The sequence below is a fragment of the Streptomyces sp. NPDC059787 genome (assembly GCF_042732315.1).
Classification (GTDB): Bacteria; Actinomycetota; Actinomycetes; order Streptomycetales; family Streptomycetaceae; genus Streptomyces; species Streptomyces atrovirens.
This window is the reverse complement of sequence record NZ_JBHWHX010000013.1, coordinates 1-19,233: the sequence shown is the minus strand read 5'-3', so window position 1 is coordinate 19,233 and position 19,233 is coordinate 1. Positions and strand designations below refer to the sequence as shown.

The following is a 19,233-nucleotide window of genomic DNA, read 5'->3' as shown; positions in this document are numbered from 1 at the left end:
GGTCACAGCAGTTCCTTTCCGGTGACCGCCCAGTGTGCGGCGCTCATCTTGGCCAGCGTCTCGCGCCATTCGGCACGGGGATCGGAGTCGGCGACGATGCCCGCGGAGGCGCGGGTGCGGTACACGCCGTCGCGGTGGAACAGGGTGCGGATGCACAGGGCGAGGTTGGTGTAGCCGCCGACGTCGAGGACGCCGAGGGCGCCCGCGTACAGGCCGCGGCGGCTGCGCTCGACGGACTCGATGATCTCCATGGCCCGGATCCGGGGGGTGCCGGTCATGGTGCCGGCGGGGAAGAGGGCGGCGATCGTGTCGAAGGCGTCCTTGTCCGGTTCGGCCTCCCCCAGCACGGTGGACACCAGGTGCAGCACGTGCGAGTAGCGTTCGACGGTGAGCCGGTCGGGCACCTGGAGGGTGTCGGCGCGGCAGATCCGTCCGATGTCGTTGCGGCACAGGTCGACGAGCATGGTGTGCTCGGCGATCTCCTTGGGGTCGGAGGACAGCCGCCGGGCGCCGGCCTCGTCGTCCCCGGTGCGCGGCAGCGTGCCGGCGATGGGCCGCATGGTGACGGTGCCGTCCTCGATCCGCACGAACAGTTCGGGGCTCGCGCCGATGACGCACTGGCCCGCCAGGCTCGCGAGGTACATGTACGGCGAGGCGTTGCGCCGGCGCAGCCGCTGGTAGACGTCGGCCGGGCGGGCCGGGGAGCGGATGGTCAGCTCGTGCCCGATCTGCACCTGGTAGATGTCGCCGGCCGCGATGTGCTTCAGGCAGCGTTCGACGTCGGCGGCGAACAGGTCGGGCCCGCTGTCGTCGGTGACGACGGAGGCGGGGAAGGTGTCGGCGGCCGGCTCGGGGTGGGTCTGTTCGGCCCGTGCGAGCAGGCCGAGGACGCCGCCCCGGTCGAGGGGTTCCCAGTGTTCGGACTCGTGCAGCAGCAGCTCGGCCCCGCCGTCCTCCAGGTCGGCGACGACGCAGCCCTGGTGCAGGACGAGGTGGACGTCGGGCAGGTCGGGGCGCTCCTCGATGAGGTGGGGGAGGTCCTCGACGTAGCGGACGGCGTCGTAGCCGAAGTAGGCGAGGAAGCCGAAGCGGAAGCGGGTGGCCGAGCCCTCGGCGTCGAACATCCGCTGGGCGGTGCGCAGCAGCGCCCACAGGTCCTTGAAGGAGCGCAGCCGCACGGTGGCGTGCCCCGCGCCGCCGGCCTCCTGAGCCCCGTCGTGTGCGAGCAGCGGCCGGGCGCGTTCCAGCAGCAGCCGTACGAGGCCGGGGCGGCCCGCGACGCGCACCGTCCCGTCGGTGACGGACAGCGACAGCAGGGTGCCGAAGCCGGCGAACTGGTAGCGGCGGTCGCGCAGCGGGCCGGCGGCGGACTCCAGGAGGTACACCTGGTCCGGCCCGAAGCGTTCGGCGAGGGCACGGTAGGCGGGGAGCATCGCCGGCTGGGGCAGGGCCCGCGCGTGTGTCGTCACGCGGACCGGGGCGGGCGCCGGGTGCGGATCGGTCATGGCAGGTCCTTACGGTTCACGTGGTGATCGCGTAGCGGTGCGCGACCTGTCGGGCGGTGCGCGCCGCGCCGTCGGGCCCGGTACGGCGGTCCAGGACCCGGGCCGCCTTCCAGCTGACGAACGAACCGGTGTGGGTCACGGGGTCGATGTCGGTGTCGACCACGACGGTGCTGTGCGCGCCGGTGCGTTCGCGCAGCCGGGCGGTGACGGCCGCGGCGACCCGGTCGGGCCGTGCGGTGCCGGGGAGGAGGTCCATGCGGACGGTGACCCGGTCGCCGCCGTCCGGTGCGCTGTCGACGACGACCTGGTAGCCCAGGCAGCCGCGGACGTCGGTGAGCACCGCCGCCTCCAGTTCGGCCGGCCACAGCAGGCCGTCGCCGAGCGGGATGCGGTCGCCGGCGCGTCCGACGACCTCGACGACCGGGCCGGGCAGGGCGGAGCCGGGCGGTGCGGGGGTGAGCCGGACCAGGTCCCCGGTGCGGTAGCGGATCAGCGGCTTGATGCCGTCGACCAGCATGGTCAGCACCAGTTCGCCGGTGCCGTACGGGCCGAGCGGGGCGCCGGTGTCCGGGTCCACCAGTTCGGCCAGGTAGTTGGGCGAGGACAGGTGCAGGGCGCCGCTGTCGGCGCCGGAGGCGATGCACAGGGCCTCCTGCGAGCCGTACAGGGCGGGCCGTACGACGGCCTGCGGCCAGACCGTGGAGACGTTCGCCGCGAACTGAGGGGTGCAGATCTCGCCGAGGACGAGGAACAGCTTCACCGGCAGCGCGGCCGGGTCGTAGCCGTGGTGCAGGGCGGCCTTGGCCAGGCTCAGGCACAGCGCGGGCGCGCACACGACGACCTCGACGCCGAGTTCCTCGATGAGGCGCAGCGCCTTCTTGAAGCCGACGCGCGGGGACTCTGGCCAGATCTTGACGTGGCAGAGGTCGAGGGTGGCGGCCACGTCGGTGAACACGTCGCCGAACGCGTACAGTTCGGACGGTCCCATGAGGCCGACGACGGGCTTGCGGTCGCCGAAGCGGGTGCGCAGCAGGTGACGCCAGGACTGCTCCACGGCGGTGTTGGAGGCGGCGATGTCGCGGGCGCCGCGCGGACAGGGGGTGGCGGCCCCGGTGGTGCCGTTGGTCTCGTAGTAGATCCGCGCGTCGGCGAGCGGACCGGACAGGACGTCGTACATCTCGCGGCGCAGGTCGTCCTTGGTGGTGAAGGGCAGCGTCGTGAGCGTGGCGGGGGTGACGGCCTCGATGTCCACGCCGGCCAGGTGGCGGCGGTAGAACGGGGAGCGTGCGGTGACGTGCCGCAGTACGGCGGTCAGCCGCTCGGCGTGCCAGTCGGCCAGCGCCCGCTCGGTGAGGGTGCCGTCGTGGAAGGAGTCGCTGATCCGGCGGTGGGCGGCGAGGAAGGCGTCGGTGCCGTCGGCGGTCACGGCCGGGCCTGCGCGGAGAGGGCGGGTTCGGGGGCGTCCTCGAACTCGGCGGCGTTCAGGGCGAGTCCCACGCGCTCGTTGGCCTCGCCGGTGTGGATCGGGCCGTCCTGCCCGGTGAGCCTGCGGTGCTCGGCCAGCAGCTCCATCATGTCGATCATCCGGTCCACGAGCCGGGAGACGTTGGTCAGTCCCTCGTCGTCCTTCAGCGCGTCGCCGCGGTGCAGGGCGTGCACGGTGGCCGGGAAGCCGCTGCCCACCACGATCATCCGGTTGAGCAGGGCGTTGACGGTGAGCTGCGCCCACACCTCGCCGCCGCTGTAACGGCGGGCGACGGAGACGACCCCGGCGACCTTGTTGGTCAGCGGGCGGTCGAAGCGCAGGTGGCCGACCCCGGCCCGCTCGATGAAGGTCTGCATGAGGCTGGCGGTGCCGAAGCCGTGGACCGGCGCGGCGAAGACGATGCCGTCCGCCTCGATCATCCTGGCCACCACGTCGGCGACGCCGTCCTCCACCGCGCAGGGCACCGTACGGGTGTTGCAGTCGCCGCACGGGCCGCAGCGGTCCATGCGGACGGAGCGCAGATCGACCGTCTCGAACTCGACCCCGCGCCGCGCCGCGACCCCGGCGGCGTACCGCAGGACGTCGGCGGTGTTGCCGTCACGCTCCGATCCGTTGATCGCCAGGATCCTGAGTGGTGCTGTCACGAGATGACTCCTTCGCATGCGAGGATTCGGCGGTTCCGGCGCAGTCGGCGGTGGGCCGCCGGAGAGCAGGGCGCGGATGGCGGGGTGCTCGGCTTCGCCAAGTCGTCGTGAGGGCCTGCCGACTTACCTGAATCGTCACGTCTGCGGGTGTGAAGGCGCATCTCTCTAAATGCTGTGCGAAAATCCCGGCCCCGCGGGCCCGCGGGAGGGGCGACGGCGCAGGTCAGGCACCTGACACGAAGGGATACGCGTCGAGTCCGCGCACCGGTTGCGGTGGATGGAGGTGGTGACGGCCGTCAGGCGCGGGAAGCGGCGCAGCAGCCGGGGCAGGGCGATCCGGGCCTCCAGGCCGGCGCAGGTCAGGCGCCGAGCACGAGGGGATACGTGTCGAGTCCGCGGACGACCCACCGGTCGCGGTAGACGGGGGAGGCGGCGGCCGTCAGGCGCGGGAAGCGGCGCAGCAGCCGGGGCAGGGCGATCCGGGCCTCCAGGCGGGCCAGGGGGGCGCCCAGGCAGTAGTGGGGGCCCGCGCCGAAGCTCAGGGGCCCCGGGGCGCCGCCGCGCGCCGGGTCGAAGCGGTCCGGCGCGGTGAAGCGGCGCGGGTCGCGGTTGGCGGCGGCCAGGATCAGGGTGAGCCGGGTGCCGCGCGGGACGGCGGTGCCGAGCAGCTCGGTGTCCTTCGCGGCCCAGCGGCTGGTGACGTGGACGGGCGGCTCGTAGCGCAGGATCTCCTCGACGTAGGCGTCGGCGAAGTCCGCGTCGTCGCACAGCCTCCGCGCGTACGGGGCGTGGTCCAGGGCGATCATCAGGCCGTGGCCGATGAGGAAGCTGGTGGTCTCGAAGCCGGCGGTGAGCAGCACCATGAGGTTGCCCATCAGCTCTTCGTGGCCGAGCCGCTCCGGGTCGTCGTCGTGGGTCGCGACGAGGAGGGTGAGGAGGTCGTCGGCGGGCTTCCGGCGGCGCTCCTCGGCGAGCCGGCCGAAGTAGTCGGCGAGGGCGTCCATCGCGGCGTCGGCCCGGTTCAGGGCCGTGGGGTCGGAGAGGCCGTCGGTGGACACGGCGATGGTGGAGGCCATCTCCCGGAACCAGACCTGGTCCTCCTCGGGGAAGCCGAGCAGGGCGCCGATGACGGCGATGGGCAGCCGGGAGGCGAACTCGGCGATGACGTCGACGGGACTGCCGCCGGCGCCGAGGCGGGCCATGCGGTCCAGCAGGCGGTCGGCCATGTCCTCGACGACCGAGGCGAGTTCGCGCACCCGGGGCGGGGTGAAGGCGAAGGCGGCCAGGGACCTCAGCCGGGTGTGGTCGGGCCCGTTGCTGTAGAGCATGGAGCTGGTGAAGGCGCGCAGGGAGGAGTGGGAGCGCCAGGCCGGACCGGCGGCGTCGTAGGCCGCACGGTCCTGGACGTGCAGGCTGTTGTCGCGCAGGGCGCGGGCGCACTCGTCGTACCCGGTGACGACCAGCCGGCCGGGTCCGCGCCGGGCGAGGTCGCCGTGGGCGCGGATCGCCTCGTACAGCGGGTAGGGGTCCTGCCGCCCCCGCGCGGTACCCAGGGCGGCGAACGCCTCCGTCAGGGACAACAGGGGGGCGGGCTCGGCCATCCGGGGTCTCCTCTGCGGCGGGCCGCTCGGTGCGGCCGGGCGGGCCGGTCACGCGGCGCGGGCGGGCCGGTCACACGGCGCCGGCGGGCCGTCCCGTGGCGCGGTCGGCGGCGGTCAGTTCGATTGCGGCGGGCCGCTCGGTGGGGCCGGGCGGGCCGGTCACGCGGCGTGGGTGGGCGGGCCGATGGCGTGGTCGGCGGCGGTCACGTGGCGCGGTCGGCGGCGGTCAGTTCGATGATCGCCGAGGGGCCGGCGGGGTGGACGGCGGCCACCTTCAGGCCGGCGTCGGCGGCGAGCGCGGCGAACTCGGGCACGCCGCGCTCCTGGGCCCCGTAGACGCACAGCATCCGCAGGTCCATGCCGGTGTGCGGGGCGTCGCCGTGGGGGCCGACCGACTCGATGACGAAGACGGAGCCGGTGCGCCCTGCGGCCTCGGCACAGCGGCGCAGGATCGCGGTCGCCGCGGTGTCGTCCCAGTCGTGCAGGATCAGCGAGAGCACGTAGCCGCCGGCTCCGGCGGGCAGCGGGTCGAAGAAGCTGCCGGTGACGGCGTCGGCGCGGTCGTCCAGACCGGAGGCGGCGAAGGACCGTTCGGCGTCGAGCGCGGCCTCCTTCAGGTCGACGACCGTGCCGCGCAGACCGGGGTGGGCTTCGAGCAGGGCGGTCAGCAGGGAGCCGTCGCCGCCGCCCACGTCGACGACGTGGGCGAGGCGGCCCCAGTCGTAGCCGGTGACGATGTCCGGGGCCCGGACGGCCACGTCGGCGCCCAGCAGGGAGTTGAAGGCGGTGGCCCGCTCGGGGTCGGCGGTCAGGTCGTCCCAGTAGGGGCGTCCGTAGCGCACCGGGAAGGCGGCCTCGCCCGTGGTGACGCTGTGCAGCAGCTCCACGAAGGACAGTTCGCCGCGGCCTCCGGTGTGGATGTCGAACCAGGCGCGCAGACCGGCCGGGTGGTCCTCGCGCAGGGGCCGGCCCAAGGCGGTGAGGTCGTACCGGCCGTCCTCGTCGCGTTCGAGCACCCCCCGCACGGCCAGGTAGCGCAACAGCCGCTCCAGGGCGCCGGGGTGGGCGCCGACGGCCTCGGCCAGGGCCGGTGCCGTCCGGGTGCCGGCGGCTATGTGGTCGGCGATCCGCAGGGTCGCGGCCACGCGCACGGCCATCGGCGTGCCCAGGTTCGCCATCCGCCACAGCGCGGCGGCACTGCCGTCCTCGTCACCCAACACAGCGATGCCCTCCTTCACCGCGGGCACAGCGGGGCCCGCGATGCCATCCTCCCGGAGCGGTGGGCCCGGCCCATCTCCTGGATTGCGCTCCTGGGACGCCGGGTTGTACGGGGGTGCGGCGGGCGGTCCTCGGCCTCGCGCCGCGAACGCCGCCTCGTACGCCCGGCCGCCGCGCGGGAACCGCCGGCGCGCGTGTACCGGGCCCGGTGGACCGGGGCGGAGTCTCCGCCGTGTCGGCCTCGCGGAACCGTCCGCCTGCAGTGTTCGAGCTGTGCGTACGCGGTCCCTGTCCGCTCGGCCCGCCGACTGCTTGCCTACCGTTGTGGCCATGACCGCCCAGGCTCCCGGGCCTTCTCCGTGTGCCGTCCCGGGAGGTCGGTGACGCGCGTACCGGGTGACGGCGGGGCACGATCCGCTGGTGGGCGGCGCCTTGATCGTGGGGCCGGACCGGGATGGGATATTCGGTGTTCCGCACGCTCCACGGGCGCACAGGATGGTGCGCATGACTCCGGCCACCCCCGTGCTGCACACCGCCCGCCTGCGACTGCGGCCCTTCACCGACGCCGACGCGGACCCCCTCTTCGCACTGCACAGCAGCGCCCACGTGCTGCGCTACTGGGACTCCCCGCCGTGGACCGAACGGGCCCGCGCCGAGCGCTTCATCGCGATGTCCCGGAAGACGGCGGACGAAGGCACCGGGGCGCGGGTGGCGATCGGCCGGGCCTCCGACGGGGCCTTCGTCGGCTGGTGCGGCCTGGTCGAATGGAACCCGGTCCACCGCAGCGCGTCGCTGGGCTATGTCCTCGACGAGGCGATGTGGGGCCACGGCTACGCGACGGAGGCCGCCCACGCCCTGCTGCGGTGGGCCTTCGACACGCTGGACCTGAACCGGGTCCAGGCCGAGGCGGACACGCGCAACGTGGCGTCCGCCCGGGTCCTGGAGAAGCTCGGGTTCGTGCGTGAAGGGACGTTGCGGGAGGACTGCGTCGTCGACGGCGAGGTGTCCGACTCCTGGGTGTTCGGGTTGCTCAGACGCGAATGGCGGCCGTCGGCCATGTCGCATCCGGCCCACTGAGCGGTCGTCGGGGAGGGGGCGGTCCGCATTCACTCGTAACGCAGGCGCAGCGACTCCCGTTCGGCCTCCTCGATCTGGTCGACGGTCAGGCCCGGCAGGTTCAGCTGGGCCAGCGTCACCTCGGCGCTGGTCGGCTGGGCGTCGGCGGGTACCCACTGCTCCGGTTTCCAGGCGCCGGCGCGCATCAGTGACTTCGGGCGGTGCGGATAGACCCGTTCGGCGTGCACCACGATTGCCGTGACCGGCGGTCTGCCGACGGGAGTGAGCCGGGCGAGCAACTCCGGGCGCGCGGAGACGCAGGCGCGGCCGTTGACCCGCAGCGTGGTCGGGCGGCCGGGAATGAGGAAGAGCAGTCCGACGCGTCCGGTCCGCAGCACGTTGTGCAGGGTGTCGAGCCGCTTGTTGCCGGTCGCGTCGGGGATGACCAGGGTTCGCTCGTCCAGCAGGGCCCCGGACCGTGCCGGAACGGCGGGCCCGGGTGCTCACGGGATCCCGGAGGATGCCCGGAACGGCCAGTCCGCTCAGGGGAGTTCGTGCCGAGTGCCGTCGGCGACCGCGTGGAGCTTGTCGGGGTTGGCCACGTTGTGGATGGCCGAGATGCGGCCTTCCGGATCGAAGTCGAAGGTCAGCGTGGCGACCACGCGGTCCGGGCCGCGGAAGACCACGCCCGGGCCGCCGTTGATCCAGGTGATCTCCGCCCGCATCTGCCGGGGCTCGATGCCCTGGTAGGTCGCGGTGCCGAGCGCGGCGAACCAGCGGGCCACGGTCTCCGGGCCGACGACCGGCTTGAGGGCCTGGCGGACCTTGCCGCCGCCGTCGGTCCACAGCGTCACGTCCGGGGAGACCAGCTCCATGAGGGTGTTGATGTCACCGCCCGCCACCGTCGCGAAGAAGCGCTCGGTGACGTCGCGTTGGCGGGCACGGTCCGCGGTGAAACGGGGCCGGTGCCGTCCAGCAGCTCCGGGATGTTCATCCGGGCCGTCTGCTGACCGGTGGCGGTCATGTGCAGCCGGAGCCGCTCGGTGAAGGTGTCGTAGGGGTTGACCAGCGTCACTCGCAGGTTCCCGCGCTTCCTGGTGCGGGCCGCGAGCTGGATCGCGGCGGAGAGCCCGGCGTAGCCGGCGCCCAGGACCAGGACCTCGTGCCGCTGCGCTGCTGTCGTGTTCATCGCCCTGCTGCCTCTTCCGTGTCGGTCGTTCCCGCTGTGCGGACGACCACCAGACGCAAGCCGGTCTTTCGATCGTGACGTCGGGCCGATATGACCCGCGTCACACCGAAGAGGAGAAAGAACGCGCACGGCGCCGGCACAAGGACTTCCGGAACTGTGACGGCGAGGGACGTAATGCCGGATTCGCAGAGGCCACGGAGTTCAGTCGGTCATGTGGCGGTGTCCACGCTCGTCGAGCAGGTGGCCGGGGAGGTCTCGGACTCGGTGGCGAGGCCGATCAGCTCCTCGAGCCGGTCGTGAGCCCTGGTCAGGTCGTCGATCTGGGTCCGGATGCGGTCGCGTTCGTCCTTGAGCCGCTGTGTCATCCGCGGGGTCGCGACGAGGGTGTCCAGGAAGGGCAGGATCTGCAGGATGGCTTTGCTGCTCAGCCCGGCCGAGTAGAGAAGCTGGATGAACTTCACCCGCTCGACGGCGGACTCGGGATACCGCCGGTGGCCGCTGGGGCTGCGGTCGGCGACGACGAGCCCCTGCTCTTCGTAGTACCGCAGCGCACGGACGCTGACCCCGGCGCCCTCGGCCACCTTTCCGATACGCATGGCGCCTCCCGGCGGTCCGGACTTGATCCTCACGTTGACGTGAGGTTTTAGCGTACGCCCCATGAACATCCACGGAGCCACCGCGCTCGTCACCGGAGCCAACCGCGGCATCGGCCGCCAGCTTGCCGCCCAGCTCGTCGAGCGGGGCGCGAAGGTCTACGCAACCGCCCGTCGACCCGAATCGATCGACCTCGACGGCGTGGAGGTCCTCGCCCTGGACATCAGCGACCCGGCCGCCGTCGCGGCGGCGGCCCGCGCGGCGGGCGACGTCGACCTGCTCGTCAACAACGCCGGAATCGCAGGAGGCACCCTGCTCGGCGACCTGGAGAATGTCCGCGCCGCGCTGGACGTGAACTTCTGGGGCACGCTGTCCATGGCCCGCGCCTTCGCGCCGGTCCTCGCGGCGAACGGCGGGGGCGCGATGGTGAACATCGCCTCGTCGGCGTCCTGGTTCGTCTTCCCCGGCAGCAGCGCCTACGCGGTCTCGAAGGCCGCGGTCTGGAGCATGGGCAACGCCCTGCGCCAGGAACTGGCCGGGCAGGGCACCAGTGTCGTCTCGGTCCATCTCGGAGCAGCCGACACGGACATGATGAAGGGCCTGGACGTACCCAAGACGGACCCGGCCGAGGTCGCCCGCATCGCCCTCGACGGTGTCCAGGACGATGTGTTCGAGGTGGTCGTCGATGAGTTCACCGCGATGGTCAAGGCGTCGCTGAGCAAAGATCCTCGCGACTTCGACCAGCAGTTCCAGCAGTTCCTGAACTCCTGACCACAGCCGGAACCCCCGGCAGACGATCATCGATCGCGAGGCGGGGGACTGCTGTCGAGGCAGCTCCGAGAGGTCGTTGAGTCCGTTTCTGGTAGCGGCCTCGTCCGGGCTGGTCGAGGAAGCCTTGGCGGGTGAGGCGTCCGAGACGGCCGCGGGTGATGTCGGCGGATGCCTCGTCGGTGGGCGGTAGAGCTGTCACGGCCGGCCGCGGGACTGGAGGACGTTCGGCTCTTCCGAGGTTTTCCCAACCGTTGACCGTTCGACTCGGGGCTCGGCGGGTGAGCGACGACGTCCTGTGCGTGCTCTTCGTCATCCAGCGACAACCTGGCGAAGGGCAGCTCTGTGCTCGCCGAGTTCCTGATGGACCAGGGACGTGAGCGACAAGTCGTCCGGGGACGTGATCCAGGAGGCGTAGCCGGCGTAGAAAGACCGCACACCCATGTCAGCCAGGACGCCCGCCAGGCTCCGGTCCTCGAACCGCTCGAAGAGCTCGTGTTCGATCGCCCGTGCGATGGCGTCACGCTTGAAGGCGGCTCGTTCCTGCAGCTCCGGACTCGAGGCGATGAGAGGCATCAGGAGCCGGCCCGTTTCCCGGTGCTCGGCGGTGTGGAGGCCGGCCATTCCCGCGACCGCGGCGGCGAGCACCTCCTCCGCCCGTGCGTCGGCGGGCACCCGGTCGATGGCTTCGGTCGCGCTCGCGATCAACGCACTCTGACCCTGGAACAGGATCTCGCGCTTGTCGGAGAACAGCCGGAAGAGGGTCGTCCGCGTCAGACCGGCCCGTTGGGCGATCTGCGCCGTTGTCGTGGCCTCGTAGCCCTGCTCGGTGAACAACTCGATCGCCGCCTGCAGCAGTCGCCCTCGAGCGTCCGGATCCCATCTCGCCATGGGAACCACTCTAAATGATGCAACACAGTCACATCCGAAGTTGATATTACAGAGTCACATCACCTAGCCTGATGGAACACAGTCACATCACGGTGCGTGACAGTCCCGGCCGGTTTCGCCGGTGCCCGGGCACTCCCCCAGACTTCGATTGAGAGCACACCATGCAGGTTTTCATCACCGGTGCGTCAGGCTGGATCGGAACAGTACTGACGAAGGATCTGGTTACAGCAGGTCACACGGTGGTCGGTCTCGCCCGCTCGGACTCCTCCGCCGAGAAGATCATCGCTGCCGGCGGCAGTGTCGTGCGGGGCGACATGTCCGACCACGACGTGATCGTGGAACAGGCGAAGCAGGCCGACGCCGTGGCCCACCTGGCGTTCACGCTCGACTTCTCGAAGTTCGGGGAGACGGTCGAGAACGAGCTTCAGCTGCTGACGAAGATCGCTGCGGCCCTGGAGGGCAGCGGCAAGGCGTTCTTCGCTGCCTCCGGCACCCCGATGGTCGCGGGCCGGGCCGCCCTGGAGAGCGACGTCATGGACGACTCGGGGCCCGCCGGTGCTCGTGCCGCCACGGCCAAGGCCGTCCTGGCTCTGGCCGAGCGGGGAATCCGCTCGGGTCTGGTCCGGCTGCCGCGCACCGTGCACGCCGAGGGAGACCACGGCCTGATCGCCATGCTGGTCGGCTTCGACCGGCAGCTGGGCGTGGCCGCCTACGTGGGCGACGGCCAGAACCGCTGGCCTGCCGTGCACCGCAGCGACGTCGGCAGCCTGTTCCGACTCGCCCTGGAAAAGGCCCCCGCCGGCACCGTGCTGCACGCGGTCGCCGAGGAGGGCGTACCGATGCGCCAGGTCGCGGAAATCATCGCGGCCAAGACCGGCCTGCCCGCCACGCCCGTCGACCCCGCGCAGATGGGTCCCTTCGGTGACCTGCTCGGCGGCGACCAGCCCGCCTCCAGCGCCGCCACCCGCGAGCTGCTGGGCTGGGAACCGACCGGGCCGACGCTGCTCGAGGACCTCGAGGCCGGCCACTACACCTCCTGATTCCTCGATGTTCGAGCGGTGCGTCGGCTTGGCCTGGTGTTCCAGGTGCCGGATCCACTCGGGTGCGATGGTTCGCATCCCTCGAGCACGTGTCCTCGTCGGCGTACTGGCCTCCCTCCTCGCAGACGAGTGTGATCGACTCATCGCACCGAGGTGCAACTGATCGACTATCCGGATCACCAGGGCAGCCGGTAGCGGCCCCTCCCGCAGCCGCTGCGCAAGAACGTGAGCGCCGTCATCGCCAAGCGGCTGCGGGACGTCGGCGACTCGCCCATCCCCGGTCCGCGCCGGACACGGGAGAGCGAACCCACCCCGACGCCAAGGCCGTACGCGGAGGGCGTCGATCCGGTGGTCCGCCGTAAGTACGAGTGCGACCGGCGGGACGGCATGTGCGGCCGTCCCGTCGACGTCCGGGGCGACCGGTGTCCCGCGTGCGCGCGGATTCGGGAGCCCTCGTGGTGACGGCCCCGCGCACGGCACCGCCCGCCGCCGGAGGGTTCCGGGGCGGGCGGGGGTTCGGGGCGGATCACAGGGCGGTGGGTTCCCGGGCGGAGGTGGTGGGTTCGGTGCCCCGGACGTCCACGTCGAGCGCCGTCGGCTGCCGCCGGAGCGGTTCGCCGACCGCCATGCCGTCCCACGGCCGTGAGGCGGACGGAGACGCCGTCCGGGTACGCGGCTCAGGACCTGTGCCGCGTACCCGGAGGGAAAGCCCGGCCGGCCTCTACCTGAGGGGGCCCTCCTCCTTGTCCTTCCGGATGTGGAAGGTGAGCCACCGGGCGCTACTCGGTGCGCAGCGCCGCGGCCGTGCGTGCCCCGGCGGCCCAGCCTGCCGGGGCCAGCGCGCCCAGCATCGCGATCACGACCCCGCCGAGCCCCAGCAGGAGCAGCCGGAAGGGCCCGTACACGTCGAGGACGAGCGGCGGCAGGCCGGTGCCCACGGCACGCCCCATCACCGGCATGACGACGTGGTGCAGCGCGTACCCGGCGGGGACGCCGAGCAGCCCGCCGATCACGCCGGTCACGGCCACCGAGGCGAGCACGAGGCTCAGGGTCTGCCGCGGTGACATGCCGATCGCCTTGCAGACGCCCAGGTCGTGGATGCGTTCCCGGGTGTCGAGGACCACGGAGTTGAGTACGCCGAGACCGGCCACGACGATCAGCATGAGGGTGAGCAGCGCCGCCATCGCGGCCATGACGAGGATGACGCCGTCCTGCCCCGGCTCGGAGCCGGTCGTGGCGTCGCCCCCCAGCGGCCGTACGACCGCGGCGACCTTCCGGGCGTACTCGTCGGCGGAGACGCCGGCCTTCGTCTCGACGAGGAAGGTACCGGGCTCGGCCGACTCGAAGTCGGCCATGTCCGCGTGGATCTCCAGCCGGCTGCCCGAGGTGTCGAAGGACTCGCCCACGATCCGCAGGTTCGCGGTCTCCTTCTCGTGGGTCACCCGCACCGTGTCACCGAGCTCGGTGCTGGTCCTTTCCAGGAAGCGTGAGGGCACCACGACCTGTCCCCTGCCGGTGATCCAGTGCCCGGAGAGCATCTCGTAGCTGCCGGGGCGCGAATCGCCCTCGTAGAGGGCGGCCCGGACCGGTCCTGAGACCCCGGCCACGGCGACCTCGGTCCGGGCCTTGCCGTAGTACGACTCCGTGCCCGGCTGCGACGTGATGGCGGACCGCACCTTCGCCGGGTCGGCGGCCTTGGGCTTCTCGGACGTGCCCGCCGCGCTGTTCCCCACGGGAGGCGGGCCCGACCCGCTGCCGCCGGGGGGAGGCGGATCTCCCGCGTCGCCCCCCGCAGGAGGCGGTGGCGGGGGAGCGACTTCGATCGCCCTGGTCGTCGTGACCGTGACCGCGGCACGGTTCTCGGGGTCCTGCGAGGTGCCGATCGCGTTCAGGGACGAGGTCAGCCCCACCGCGAACGTCGCCGCGACGGTGCCGGACGCCACCGCGAGCAGCATCGCGAGGGTGCGTGCCGGATGGGTGAAGGGGGTGGCGAGACCGTAGGTCACCGGCCGCGGCAGCGGCAGCGTCCCCATCACCCGGTGCGCCCACCGGCCGCGTCCCGTGCGCGGCGCCCGGCCGACCGCGATGGCCTCGACCGTGCGCAGCCTGCCGGCCCGCGACGCGGGAATCAGCGCCGCGAGCCCCACGACGACCAGGGCGGCGGCCGGCACGGCGACGTCCACCCACCAGGCCACCGAGAGCGGGACGCCGCCGTACACCGACTCGGTGTCGGACAGCAGCGGCACCGCCAGGAGGTTGCCCAGGACGACCCCCAGGGCGATGCCGACGACGGCCGGGATCAGCGCCTGGGCCACGTAGGCGAGTACGACCTCGCGCGGAGTGAAGCCGATGGCCTTGAGGATGCCGATCCTGCGCAGGCCGGTGCCGACCGCGCCGCTGATCACGCTGCTGACGGTGATCACCGACATCACGATGCCGAGCGCGCCGAAAGCCGTCACGAACGGGACGGTCGCCGCCGCACCCTGATCAGCGGCGCGCTTGGTGTCCAGCCAGGACTGGGTTCCGAGGAGCGCTCCGGACCCCACAAAGGCGGCGAGCTCCTTCCGGTCGGCGAGGATCTGCTGCTTCGTGCTCGCGGAGTCGAAGCGGTAGAGCATCTGACTCGAGACCGGGTTGTCCTTCGATCCCAGCGCGTCGACCTGCGCGGGGGCCGCCCAGGCGTCGGCGCTCTCGCCGGCCGACACGGCGAAGCCGACGACCGAAAGGGCCGGGGTGTCCTTGGCGTTCGACGTCTTCATGGAGGTGCCGATCCCGATGGCGGGCCCCTCGAACGACGCGTCGAGCACGATCTCGCCGGGCTTCCGCGCCCACCGGCCCGACTTCAGGTCCACCCGGTCCACGGCGCCGTCAGGACCGGACCGTCCCACCAGGGTCAGCGTCGGCAGTGGGAAGCCCGACCGGTCCACCGGGCGGACCGCCGTGGACGGGTACGGTCCCGCGCTCGCGGCGACGCCGGGCAGTCTCCCGGTCCTCGCCAGCCGCGCCGCACTCGCCTCGGCCGGATCGAACTGCGCGGTGATGTGCGCGCCCCGCTGCCTCTCGAAGGCCTTGTCGAAGGGCGCGGCCGCGGCGACCATCAGCGACCCGGCGACCACGGCCGAGGCCACGGCCATCATCGCGGCCACGGCGATCACCACGGTCTGCACCCGCCGCCGGTCGACGCCGGAACGTACGACCCGGCCCAGCGCGCCGGTACCGAACGGGCTCATCGGGCGGCCCGCGCGTACGTGTCGCGGTCGAGGCGACCGTCGACCAGGTGGATCGTGCGGCTCGCGCACGCCTTGGCCAGCGTCAGGTCGTGTGTCACCAGCACGATGGTCTGTCCGGCGCGGTGCAGATCCGTCAGCAGATCGCGGACGTCGTGGCCCGAGGCGGTGTCGAGCGCGCCGGTGGGTTCGTCGGCGAGCAGCAGCGCGGGCCGGTTGACCAACGCCCGGGCGACCGCGACCCGCTGGCGTTCGCCTCCGGACAGCCGGCCCGGGTAGGCGCGGGCGTGCTTCTGGATGCCCAGCGTCTCCATGAGCTCACCCGCGCGGGCCGCGGCCTCGCGCCGGCCGGCCCCGGTCAGCCGGGCCGGGAGCTGGATGTTGTCGGTGACGGTGAGGTCGTCGAGGAGGTTGAAGAACTGGAAGGCCATGCCGATGTGCTCGCGACGGAACCTGGCGAGGGCGTGCTCGCCCAACCGGTCGATCCGTCGCCCGGCCACGGTCACGGCGCCGTCGGTCGGCTTGTCCAGGCCGGCGACGAGGTTCAGCAGCGTGGACTTGCCGCTGCCGGAAGGGCCCGTCACGGCAAGGGCCTCGCCCTTGGCGACGCCGAGCGTGAGCGGTCCGAGCGCCGGCGCGCCGGCGCTGTCGTAGCGCTTCGCCACACCCTCCAGTTCGATCACTTGACGCATATGGGTTGTCCGTCCTTGCGGTCGCGAGAGGCACATGCCGTTGCCGGTCCTGCGAACCTAGGGATGCCGGGCACGGGACGCGTCGGCCGCGGAACCGACATCAGGTCCTCCCCGCGGAGGGCCCGGCCGCGGAGTCGTCCCTGAGGAGTAGGCCTCTCGGACAGTGCTCCGGCCGGACAGGCGGACGCGGGCCGGGTGGGGAGCGCAGCACAATGCACGGATGGAGGCGGAGGACCGGCGCAGCCGGCATCAGCAACTCGTCGAAGCGCTACGCCCGGAGGCGAAGGCCGCTCCGCTGTCCCGGCGTGCGGTGCGCGCCGATGTGGTGCTGGCGGTCGTACTGACCGTCATGGCCCTGTTCGTGGCGGTGCGCCATCCCGGCGACGGGCCGGTGGACGTCAACCCTCCTGCGGTGGACGCCGGGACCGGGGTCCCGGCCCCGCCCTCGCCGCCCGGCCCTGGCCGGGTGCCCGTGGAGGAAGGACCCTCCTCGGTGCCCTGGGCCCTGGTCGTCCTGTCGACGCTGCCGCTGGCAGCCCGGCGCCGGTATCCGCTGACCTTGTTCGTGGTGGTGCTGGGCGCGGCGCTGGCCATCGGCGGCTCCGCCTCCTGGATCACCGTCCTGGCCTGTGTCATCGGCGCCTACAGCGCCGTCGTGTACAGCCGTTACCGGACGGCGGCGATCGCCGTCCTGGTGGCGGCCGCCGTGCTGTCCGGTGTCGCCTTCCGCAACGCGGAACCCGTGCTCCCGGGATGGTCCAGCCCGGGGTTCGTGCTCCTGGTGGCGGGGATGCTGGCCAGCCTCGTCCGCTTCCTGCAACTGCGGCTGGCGTCCAGCCGGGCCCGGGTGACGGAACTGCGGGCCGCCCAGGAGGAGGCCACGCGCCGCGCGGTCGAGGAGGAGCGTGCCCGCATAGCCGCCGAACTGCACGACGTGGTGACCCACAATGTGAGCGTGATGGTGATCCAGGCCGGCGCGGCCCGCAAGGTGATGGACATGGCGCCCGAGCAGTCGAAGGAGGCACTGCTGGCCGTCGAGGCGGGTGGCCGGGCCGCCATGGCCGAACTCCGCCACGTGATGGGCCTGCTGGCCGGTCCGGACCACGAGAGGCCCGACGGCCTGGAGCCCCAGCCGGGGCTCGCACAGCTCGACGCGCTCGTCGCGCGCGTGCGCGCCGCCGGTACGCCCGTGAGCGTCGGGGTGTCGCTGCCGCCGGATCCGCTGCCGCCGGGGGTGGACCTGGCGGCGTACCGCGTCGTGCAGGAGGCGCTGACCAACACGATCAAACATGCGCGCGGCGCGCGGGCGTCCGTCGCCATCGGTTACACCGACACCTGTCTGGAGATCGAGATCACGGACACCGGTGGTGCCGGGGACTCCCCGCCGGTGCGGAGCAACGGCCGTGGCCACATGGGGCTGCGCGAGCGGTTGGCCGTCTACCGGGGCGAGCTGACGGCCGGACCGACGCCGACCGACGGCTACCGGGTGACGGCCCGCATCCCACGGAGCGCGGTATGACCGCGGACCGGCCACCTCTGCGCGCCGTCATCGCCGACGACCAGGCCCTCGTACGCACCGGTTTCAGGATGATCCTGGCCGCGGACGGCATAGAGGTGACGGCCGAGGCCGCCGACGGGGCCGAGGCCGTCGCAGCGGTCCGCCGTACGCGGCCCGACGTCGTCCTCATGGACGTCCGGATGCCGGAGATGGACGGCATCGAGGCCACCAGGCGCATCATCGGCGACGCCGGCCCGGCCGGAACGCGGGTCGTCATCCTCACCACGTACGACCTCGACCACTACGTCTACACCGCGCTCACGGCCGGCGCCAGCGGCTTCCTGCTCAAGGACGTCACCCCCGAACACCTGGTCGCCGCCCTGCGCCTGGTGCGGACCGGCGACGCCCTCCTCGCGCCCACGATCACCCGCCGGCTGATCGAGCGCTTCGCCCGTCACGACGAACCGCAGACCATCGCCCCGCACCGCGATCCGTCCGGCCTGACCCCGCGCGAGCTCGAGGTGCTCCGCCTGCTCGCTACGGGCCTCAGCAACGCCGAACTCGCCTCCCGGCTGTTCCTCAGCCCGACCACGGTCAAGACCCACGTCGGCCGCATCCTGTCCAAGCTGGACCTGCGCGACCGCGTCCAGGCCGTCGTCTTCGCCTACGAGACGGGGCTGATCGCCCCGGGCGGGGGCGCCTAGCACTCCAGCCGTTGTCGATCCACCGCGGAGCCCCCGGAGAACCGTCCGTTCCCCCGTTCGACGCCCGGGGCGACCGGTGCCCCGTGCGCGAGGATTCCGGAGCCCTTGTGGTGACGGCCCCCGCACACGGCACCGCCCGCCGCCGGAGGGTTCCGGGGCGGGTGGCGGTGGACCTCCCGGGGCGGCAAACCGCTTCCGGGAGCGGGCTGCGTCCTTCGCGGCCGGCACGGGCACGCGGCCGGAGAACGCGGTGCGCGGCAGCCGCCCACCACCTCCGTCACCAGGTGAGTTGCACGGAGCAACTTGGAAGATGCCGCCGCTTTCCAAGGTCACTAACTTCATATGTGGGCGCTACACGAAGCCCTCACCAACCCCCACGATTTCACATGGAGTTGACTGTGACTGCCACGAAGAAGCTCGGTCTCATCACCCGTCTCGGCGCCACCGCCGTCATCGCCACCGGTCTGGCTCTCGCCACCCAGTCCTCGGCCATGGCCGCGCCCACGGTCTCGGTCTCGCCGGCCTCCGGCCTCTCCGACGGCCAGACGGTCGCCGTCTCGGCCAACGGTCTCACCCCGAACACGGTCTTCCACATCGGCCAGTGCGCGCAGGTGGAGGCGCAGAAGTTCGGGTGCGACAAGTCCACCTCCAAGGACGTCACCACGAACGCCCAGGGCGAGATCAACACCTCCCTGGTTGTCCACAGCTCCTTCGAGGCGGTCGTGAGCGCCGACGGTCCGGTCTGGGGCACCGTGGACGCCAAGGCCACGCAGACCCAGGTGGTCGTGCTCAGCGACACCGGTGAGGGCGGTGGTCAGGCGATCAGCTTCAAGTGATCGCAGGTTGCCCCTCCCCCCACTACAAGCGGCGGAACTCCGGCAGGCCCATGGGGCCGGGGTTCCGCCGCTGTGCGGATCCACGCATGTGCTGACCGCCCGACGCGGCGAGTGCGTCCAGCGGCTCAGGACGCGGCTGCGCCGGGACCGGCGCGCGCGGAGCCGTCGATGTCGATCGCCCGGCCGTCCAGGGCGACGCGCAGTTCCACGAGGACACTACGCAGAGCTACCACGCCTTGTGGGCACCGGGCACTTCCGGGCCGGTGCCCACCAGGCGTGGTTGC

At 72.4% G+C, this 19,233-nt stretch carries 17 protein-coding genes and 2 pseudogenes; 6 read left to right on the top strand and 13 right to left on the bottom strand.

The window, feature by feature from the left end; all coding sequences use genetic code 11:
- Positions 1-2 precede the first annotated feature (2 nt).
- From ACFV5H_RS14800 to ACFV5H_RS14780, 5 genes are all read right to left on the bottom strand, one after another.
- Positions 3-1,505 carry an anthranilate synthase component I family protein gene (locus ACFV5H_RS14800; protein ID WP_385194932.1) on the bottom strand — a complete coding sequence of 501 codons (1,503 nt, stop codon included), beginning with the start codon at positions 1,503-1,505 and terminating at the stop codon, positions 3-5.
- Between the two features lie 16 nt (positions 1,506-1,521).
- Complete coding sequence (locus ACFV5H_RS14795; RefSeq protein WP_371100595.1) at positions 1,522-2,931, bottom strand: phenylacetate--CoA ligase family protein; 1,410 nt, start codon at positions 2,929-2,931, stop codon at positions 1,522-1,524.
- The gene (locus ACFV5H_RS14790) at positions 2,928-3,635 is read right to left on the bottom strand and encodes a flavodoxin family protein (RefSeq protein ID WP_385054075.1); all 708 of its coding nucleotides are present in this window, start codon (positions 3,633-3,635) and stop codon (positions 2,928-2,930) included. The genes ACFV5H_RS14795 and ACFV5H_RS14790 overlap by 4 nt, the downstream gene beginning before the upstream one ends.
- 359 nt (positions 3,636-3,994) lie before the next feature.
- A complete protein-coding gene (locus ACFV5H_RS14785) occupies positions 3,995-5,236 on the bottom strand; it encodes a cytochrome P450 (RefSeq protein WP_385054072.1) in 1,242 nt (413 codons plus the stop codon).
- A 203-nt stretch (positions 5,237-5,439) separates the two neighbouring features.
- A complete protein-coding gene (locus tag ACFV5H_RS14780; protein ID WP_385194930.1) occupies positions 5,440-6,453 on the bottom strand; it encodes a methyltransferase in 1,014 nt (337 codons plus the stop codon).
- A gap of 505 nt (positions 6,454-6,958) precedes the next feature.
- On the opposite strand from ACFV5H_RS14780, the gene ACFV5H_RS14775 reads away from it, so the two are divergent.
- On the top strand, positions 6,959-7,531 hold the full coding sequence (locus ACFV5H_RS14775; protein WP_385194927.1) for a GNAT family N-acetyltransferase: 573 nt from the start codon (positions 6,959-6,961) through the stop codon (positions 7,529-7,531).
- 29 nt (positions 7,532-7,560) lie between these two features.
- On the opposite strand, the pseudogene ACFV5H_RS14770 reads toward ACFV5H_RS14775, so the two are convergent.
- From ACFV5H_RS14770 to ACFV5H_RS14755, 4 genes and pseudogenes are all read right to left on the bottom strand, one after another.
- A pseudogene (locus ACFV5H_RS14770) lies at positions 7,561-7,995 on the bottom strand (pyridoxamine 5'-phosphate oxidase family protein); the annotation flags it as partial.
- A gap of 57 nt (positions 7,996-8,052) precedes the next feature.
- Positions 8,053-8,475, bottom strand: a pseudogene (locus tag ACFV5H_RS14765) (nuclear transport factor 2 family protein); the annotation flags it as partial.
- The gene (locus ACFV5H_RS14760) at positions 8,361-8,699 is read right to left on the bottom strand and encodes a hypothetical protein (protein WP_385194924.1); all 339 of its coding nucleotides are present in this window, start codon (positions 8,697-8,699) and stop codon (positions 8,361-8,363) included. The pseudogene ACFV5H_RS14765 and the gene ACFV5H_RS14760, both read right to left, overlap by 115 nt.
- A gap of 209 nt (positions 8,700-8,908) precedes the next feature.
- Positions 8,909-9,295 carry a MerR family transcriptional regulator gene (locus ACFV5H_RS14755; RefSeq protein WP_385054062.1) on the bottom strand — a complete coding sequence of 129 codons (387 nt, stop codon included), beginning with the start codon at positions 9,293-9,295 and terminating at the stop codon, positions 8,909-8,911.
- Between the two features lie 61 nt (positions 9,296-9,356).
- On the opposite strand from ACFV5H_RS14755, the gene ACFV5H_RS14750 reads away from it, so the two are divergent.
- Positions 9,357-10,064 carry an SDR family oxidoreductase gene (locus ACFV5H_RS14750; protein WP_385054059.1) on the top strand — a complete coding sequence of 236 codons (708 nt, stop codon included), beginning with the start codon at positions 9,357-9,359 and terminating at the stop codon, positions 10,062-10,064.
- Positions 10,065-10,373: 309 nt separating this feature from the next.
- Here the strand turns inward: ACFV5H_RS14750 and ACFV5H_RS14745 are convergent, their stop codons facing one another.
- Positions 10,374-10,952 carry a TetR/AcrR family transcriptional regulator gene (locus tag ACFV5H_RS14745; RefSeq protein ID WP_385054056.1) on the bottom strand — a complete coding sequence of 193 codons (579 nt, stop codon included), beginning with the start codon at positions 10,950-10,952 and terminating at the stop codon, positions 10,374-10,376.
- Between the two features lie 161 nt (positions 10,953-11,113).
- On the opposite strand from ACFV5H_RS14745, the gene ACFV5H_RS14740 reads away from it, so the two are divergent.
- On the top strand, positions 11,114-11,992 hold the full coding sequence (locus ACFV5H_RS14740; RefSeq protein ID WP_385054053.1) for an SDR family oxidoreductase: 879 nt from the start codon (positions 11,114-11,116) through the stop codon (positions 11,990-11,992).
- Between the two features lie 779 nt (positions 11,993-12,771).
- Here the strand turns inward: ACFV5H_RS14740 and ACFV5H_RS14735 are convergent.
- On the bottom strand, positions 12,772-15,222 hold the full coding sequence (locus ACFV5H_RS14735) for an ABC transporter permease (protein ID WP_385194922.1): 2,451 nt from the start codon (positions 15,220-15,222) through the stop codon (positions 12,772-12,774).
- Positions 15,219-15,911 (bottom strand): ABC transporter ATP-binding protein, encoded by a 693-nt coding sequence (locus ACFV5H_RS14730; protein WP_385194920.1) that lies wholly within the window; start codon positions 15,909-15,911, stop codon positions 15,219-15,221. Before ACFV5H_RS14730 ends, ACFV5H_RS14735 begins: the two co-directional genes overlap by 4 nt.
- Positions 15,912-16,131: 220 nt before the next feature.
- Between ACFV5H_RS14730 and ACFV5H_RS14725 the strand changes: the two genes are divergently transcribed.
- The 3 genes from ACFV5H_RS14725 (at position 16,132) to ACFV5H_RS14715 (ending at position 18,949) form a co-directional block, all read left to right on the top strand.
- On the top strand, positions 16,132-17,430 hold the full coding sequence (locus tag ACFV5H_RS14725; RefSeq protein ID WP_385194916.1) for a sensor histidine kinase: 1,299 nt from the start codon (positions 16,132-16,134) through the stop codon (positions 17,428-17,430).
- A complete protein-coding gene (locus ACFV5H_RS14720) occupies positions 17,427-18,113 on the top strand; it encodes a response regulator (RefSeq protein WP_385194914.1) in 687 nt (228 codons plus the stop codon). Before ACFV5H_RS14725 ends, ACFV5H_RS14720 begins: the two co-directional genes overlap by 4 nt.
- 398 nt (positions 18,114-18,511) lie before the next feature.
- A complete protein-coding gene (locus ACFV5H_RS14715) occupies positions 18,512-18,949 on the top strand; it encodes an enediyne antibiotic chromoprotein (protein ID WP_385054035.1) in 438 nt (145 codons plus the stop codon).
- 125 nt (positions 18,950-19,074) lie between these two features.
- On the opposite strand, the gene ACFV5H_RS14710 is transcribed toward ACFV5H_RS14715, so the two are convergent.
- Positions 19,075-19,233, bottom strand: a 159-nt coding sequence (locus ACFV5H_RS14710) for a DUF6052 family protein (protein ID WP_385195142.1), incomplete at its 5' end; no start/stop codon positions are given.

Coding starts and splice junctions, on each gene's coding strand:
- ACFV5H_RS14800 (WP_385194932.1), bottom strand. CDS start 1,505: ATGACCGATCCGCACCCGGCGCCCGCCCCGGTCCGCGTGACGACACAC.
- ACFV5H_RS14785 (WP_385054072.1), bottom strand. CDS start 5,236: ATGGCCGAGCCCGCCCCCCTGTTGTCCCTGACGGAGGCGTTCGCCGCC.
- ACFV5H_RS14775 (WP_385194927.1), top strand. CDS start 6,959: ATGACTCCGGCCACCCCCGTGCTGCACACCGCCCGCCTGCGACTGCGG.
- ACFV5H_RS14760 (WP_385194924.1), bottom strand. CDS start 8,699: ATGAACACGACAGCAGCGCAGCGGCACGAGGTCCTGGTCCTGGGCGCC.
- ACFV5H_RS14755 (WP_385054062.1), bottom strand. CDS start 9,295: ATGCGTATCGGAAAGGTGGCCGAGGGCGCCGGGGTCAGCGTCCGTGCG.
- ACFV5H_RS14750 (WP_385054059.1), top strand. CDS start 9,357: ATGAACATCCACGGAGCCACCGCGCTCGTCACCGGAGCCAACCGCGGC.
- ACFV5H_RS14745 (WP_385054056.1), bottom strand. CDS start 10,952: ATGGCGAGATGGGATCCGGACGCTCGAGGGCGACTGCTGCAGGCGGCG.
- ACFV5H_RS14740 (WP_385054053.1), top strand. CDS start 11,114: ATGCAGGTTTTCATCACCGGTGCGTCAGGCTGGATCGGAACAGTACTG.
- ACFV5H_RS14735 (WP_385194922.1), bottom strand. CDS start 15,222: ATGAGCCCGTTCGGTACCGGCGCGCTGGGCCGGGTCGTACGTTCCGGC.
- ACFV5H_RS14730 (WP_385194920.1), bottom strand. CDS start 15,911: ATGCGTCAAGTGATCGAACTGGAGGGTGTGGCGAAGCGCTACGACAGC.
- ACFV5H_RS14725 (WP_385194916.1), top strand. CDS start 16,132: ATGGAGGCGGAGGACCGGCGCAGCCGGCATCAGCAACTCGTCGAAGCG.
- ACFV5H_RS14720 (WP_385194914.1), top strand. CDS start 17,427: ATGACCGCGGACCGGCCACCTCTGCGCGCCGTCATCGCCGACGACCAG.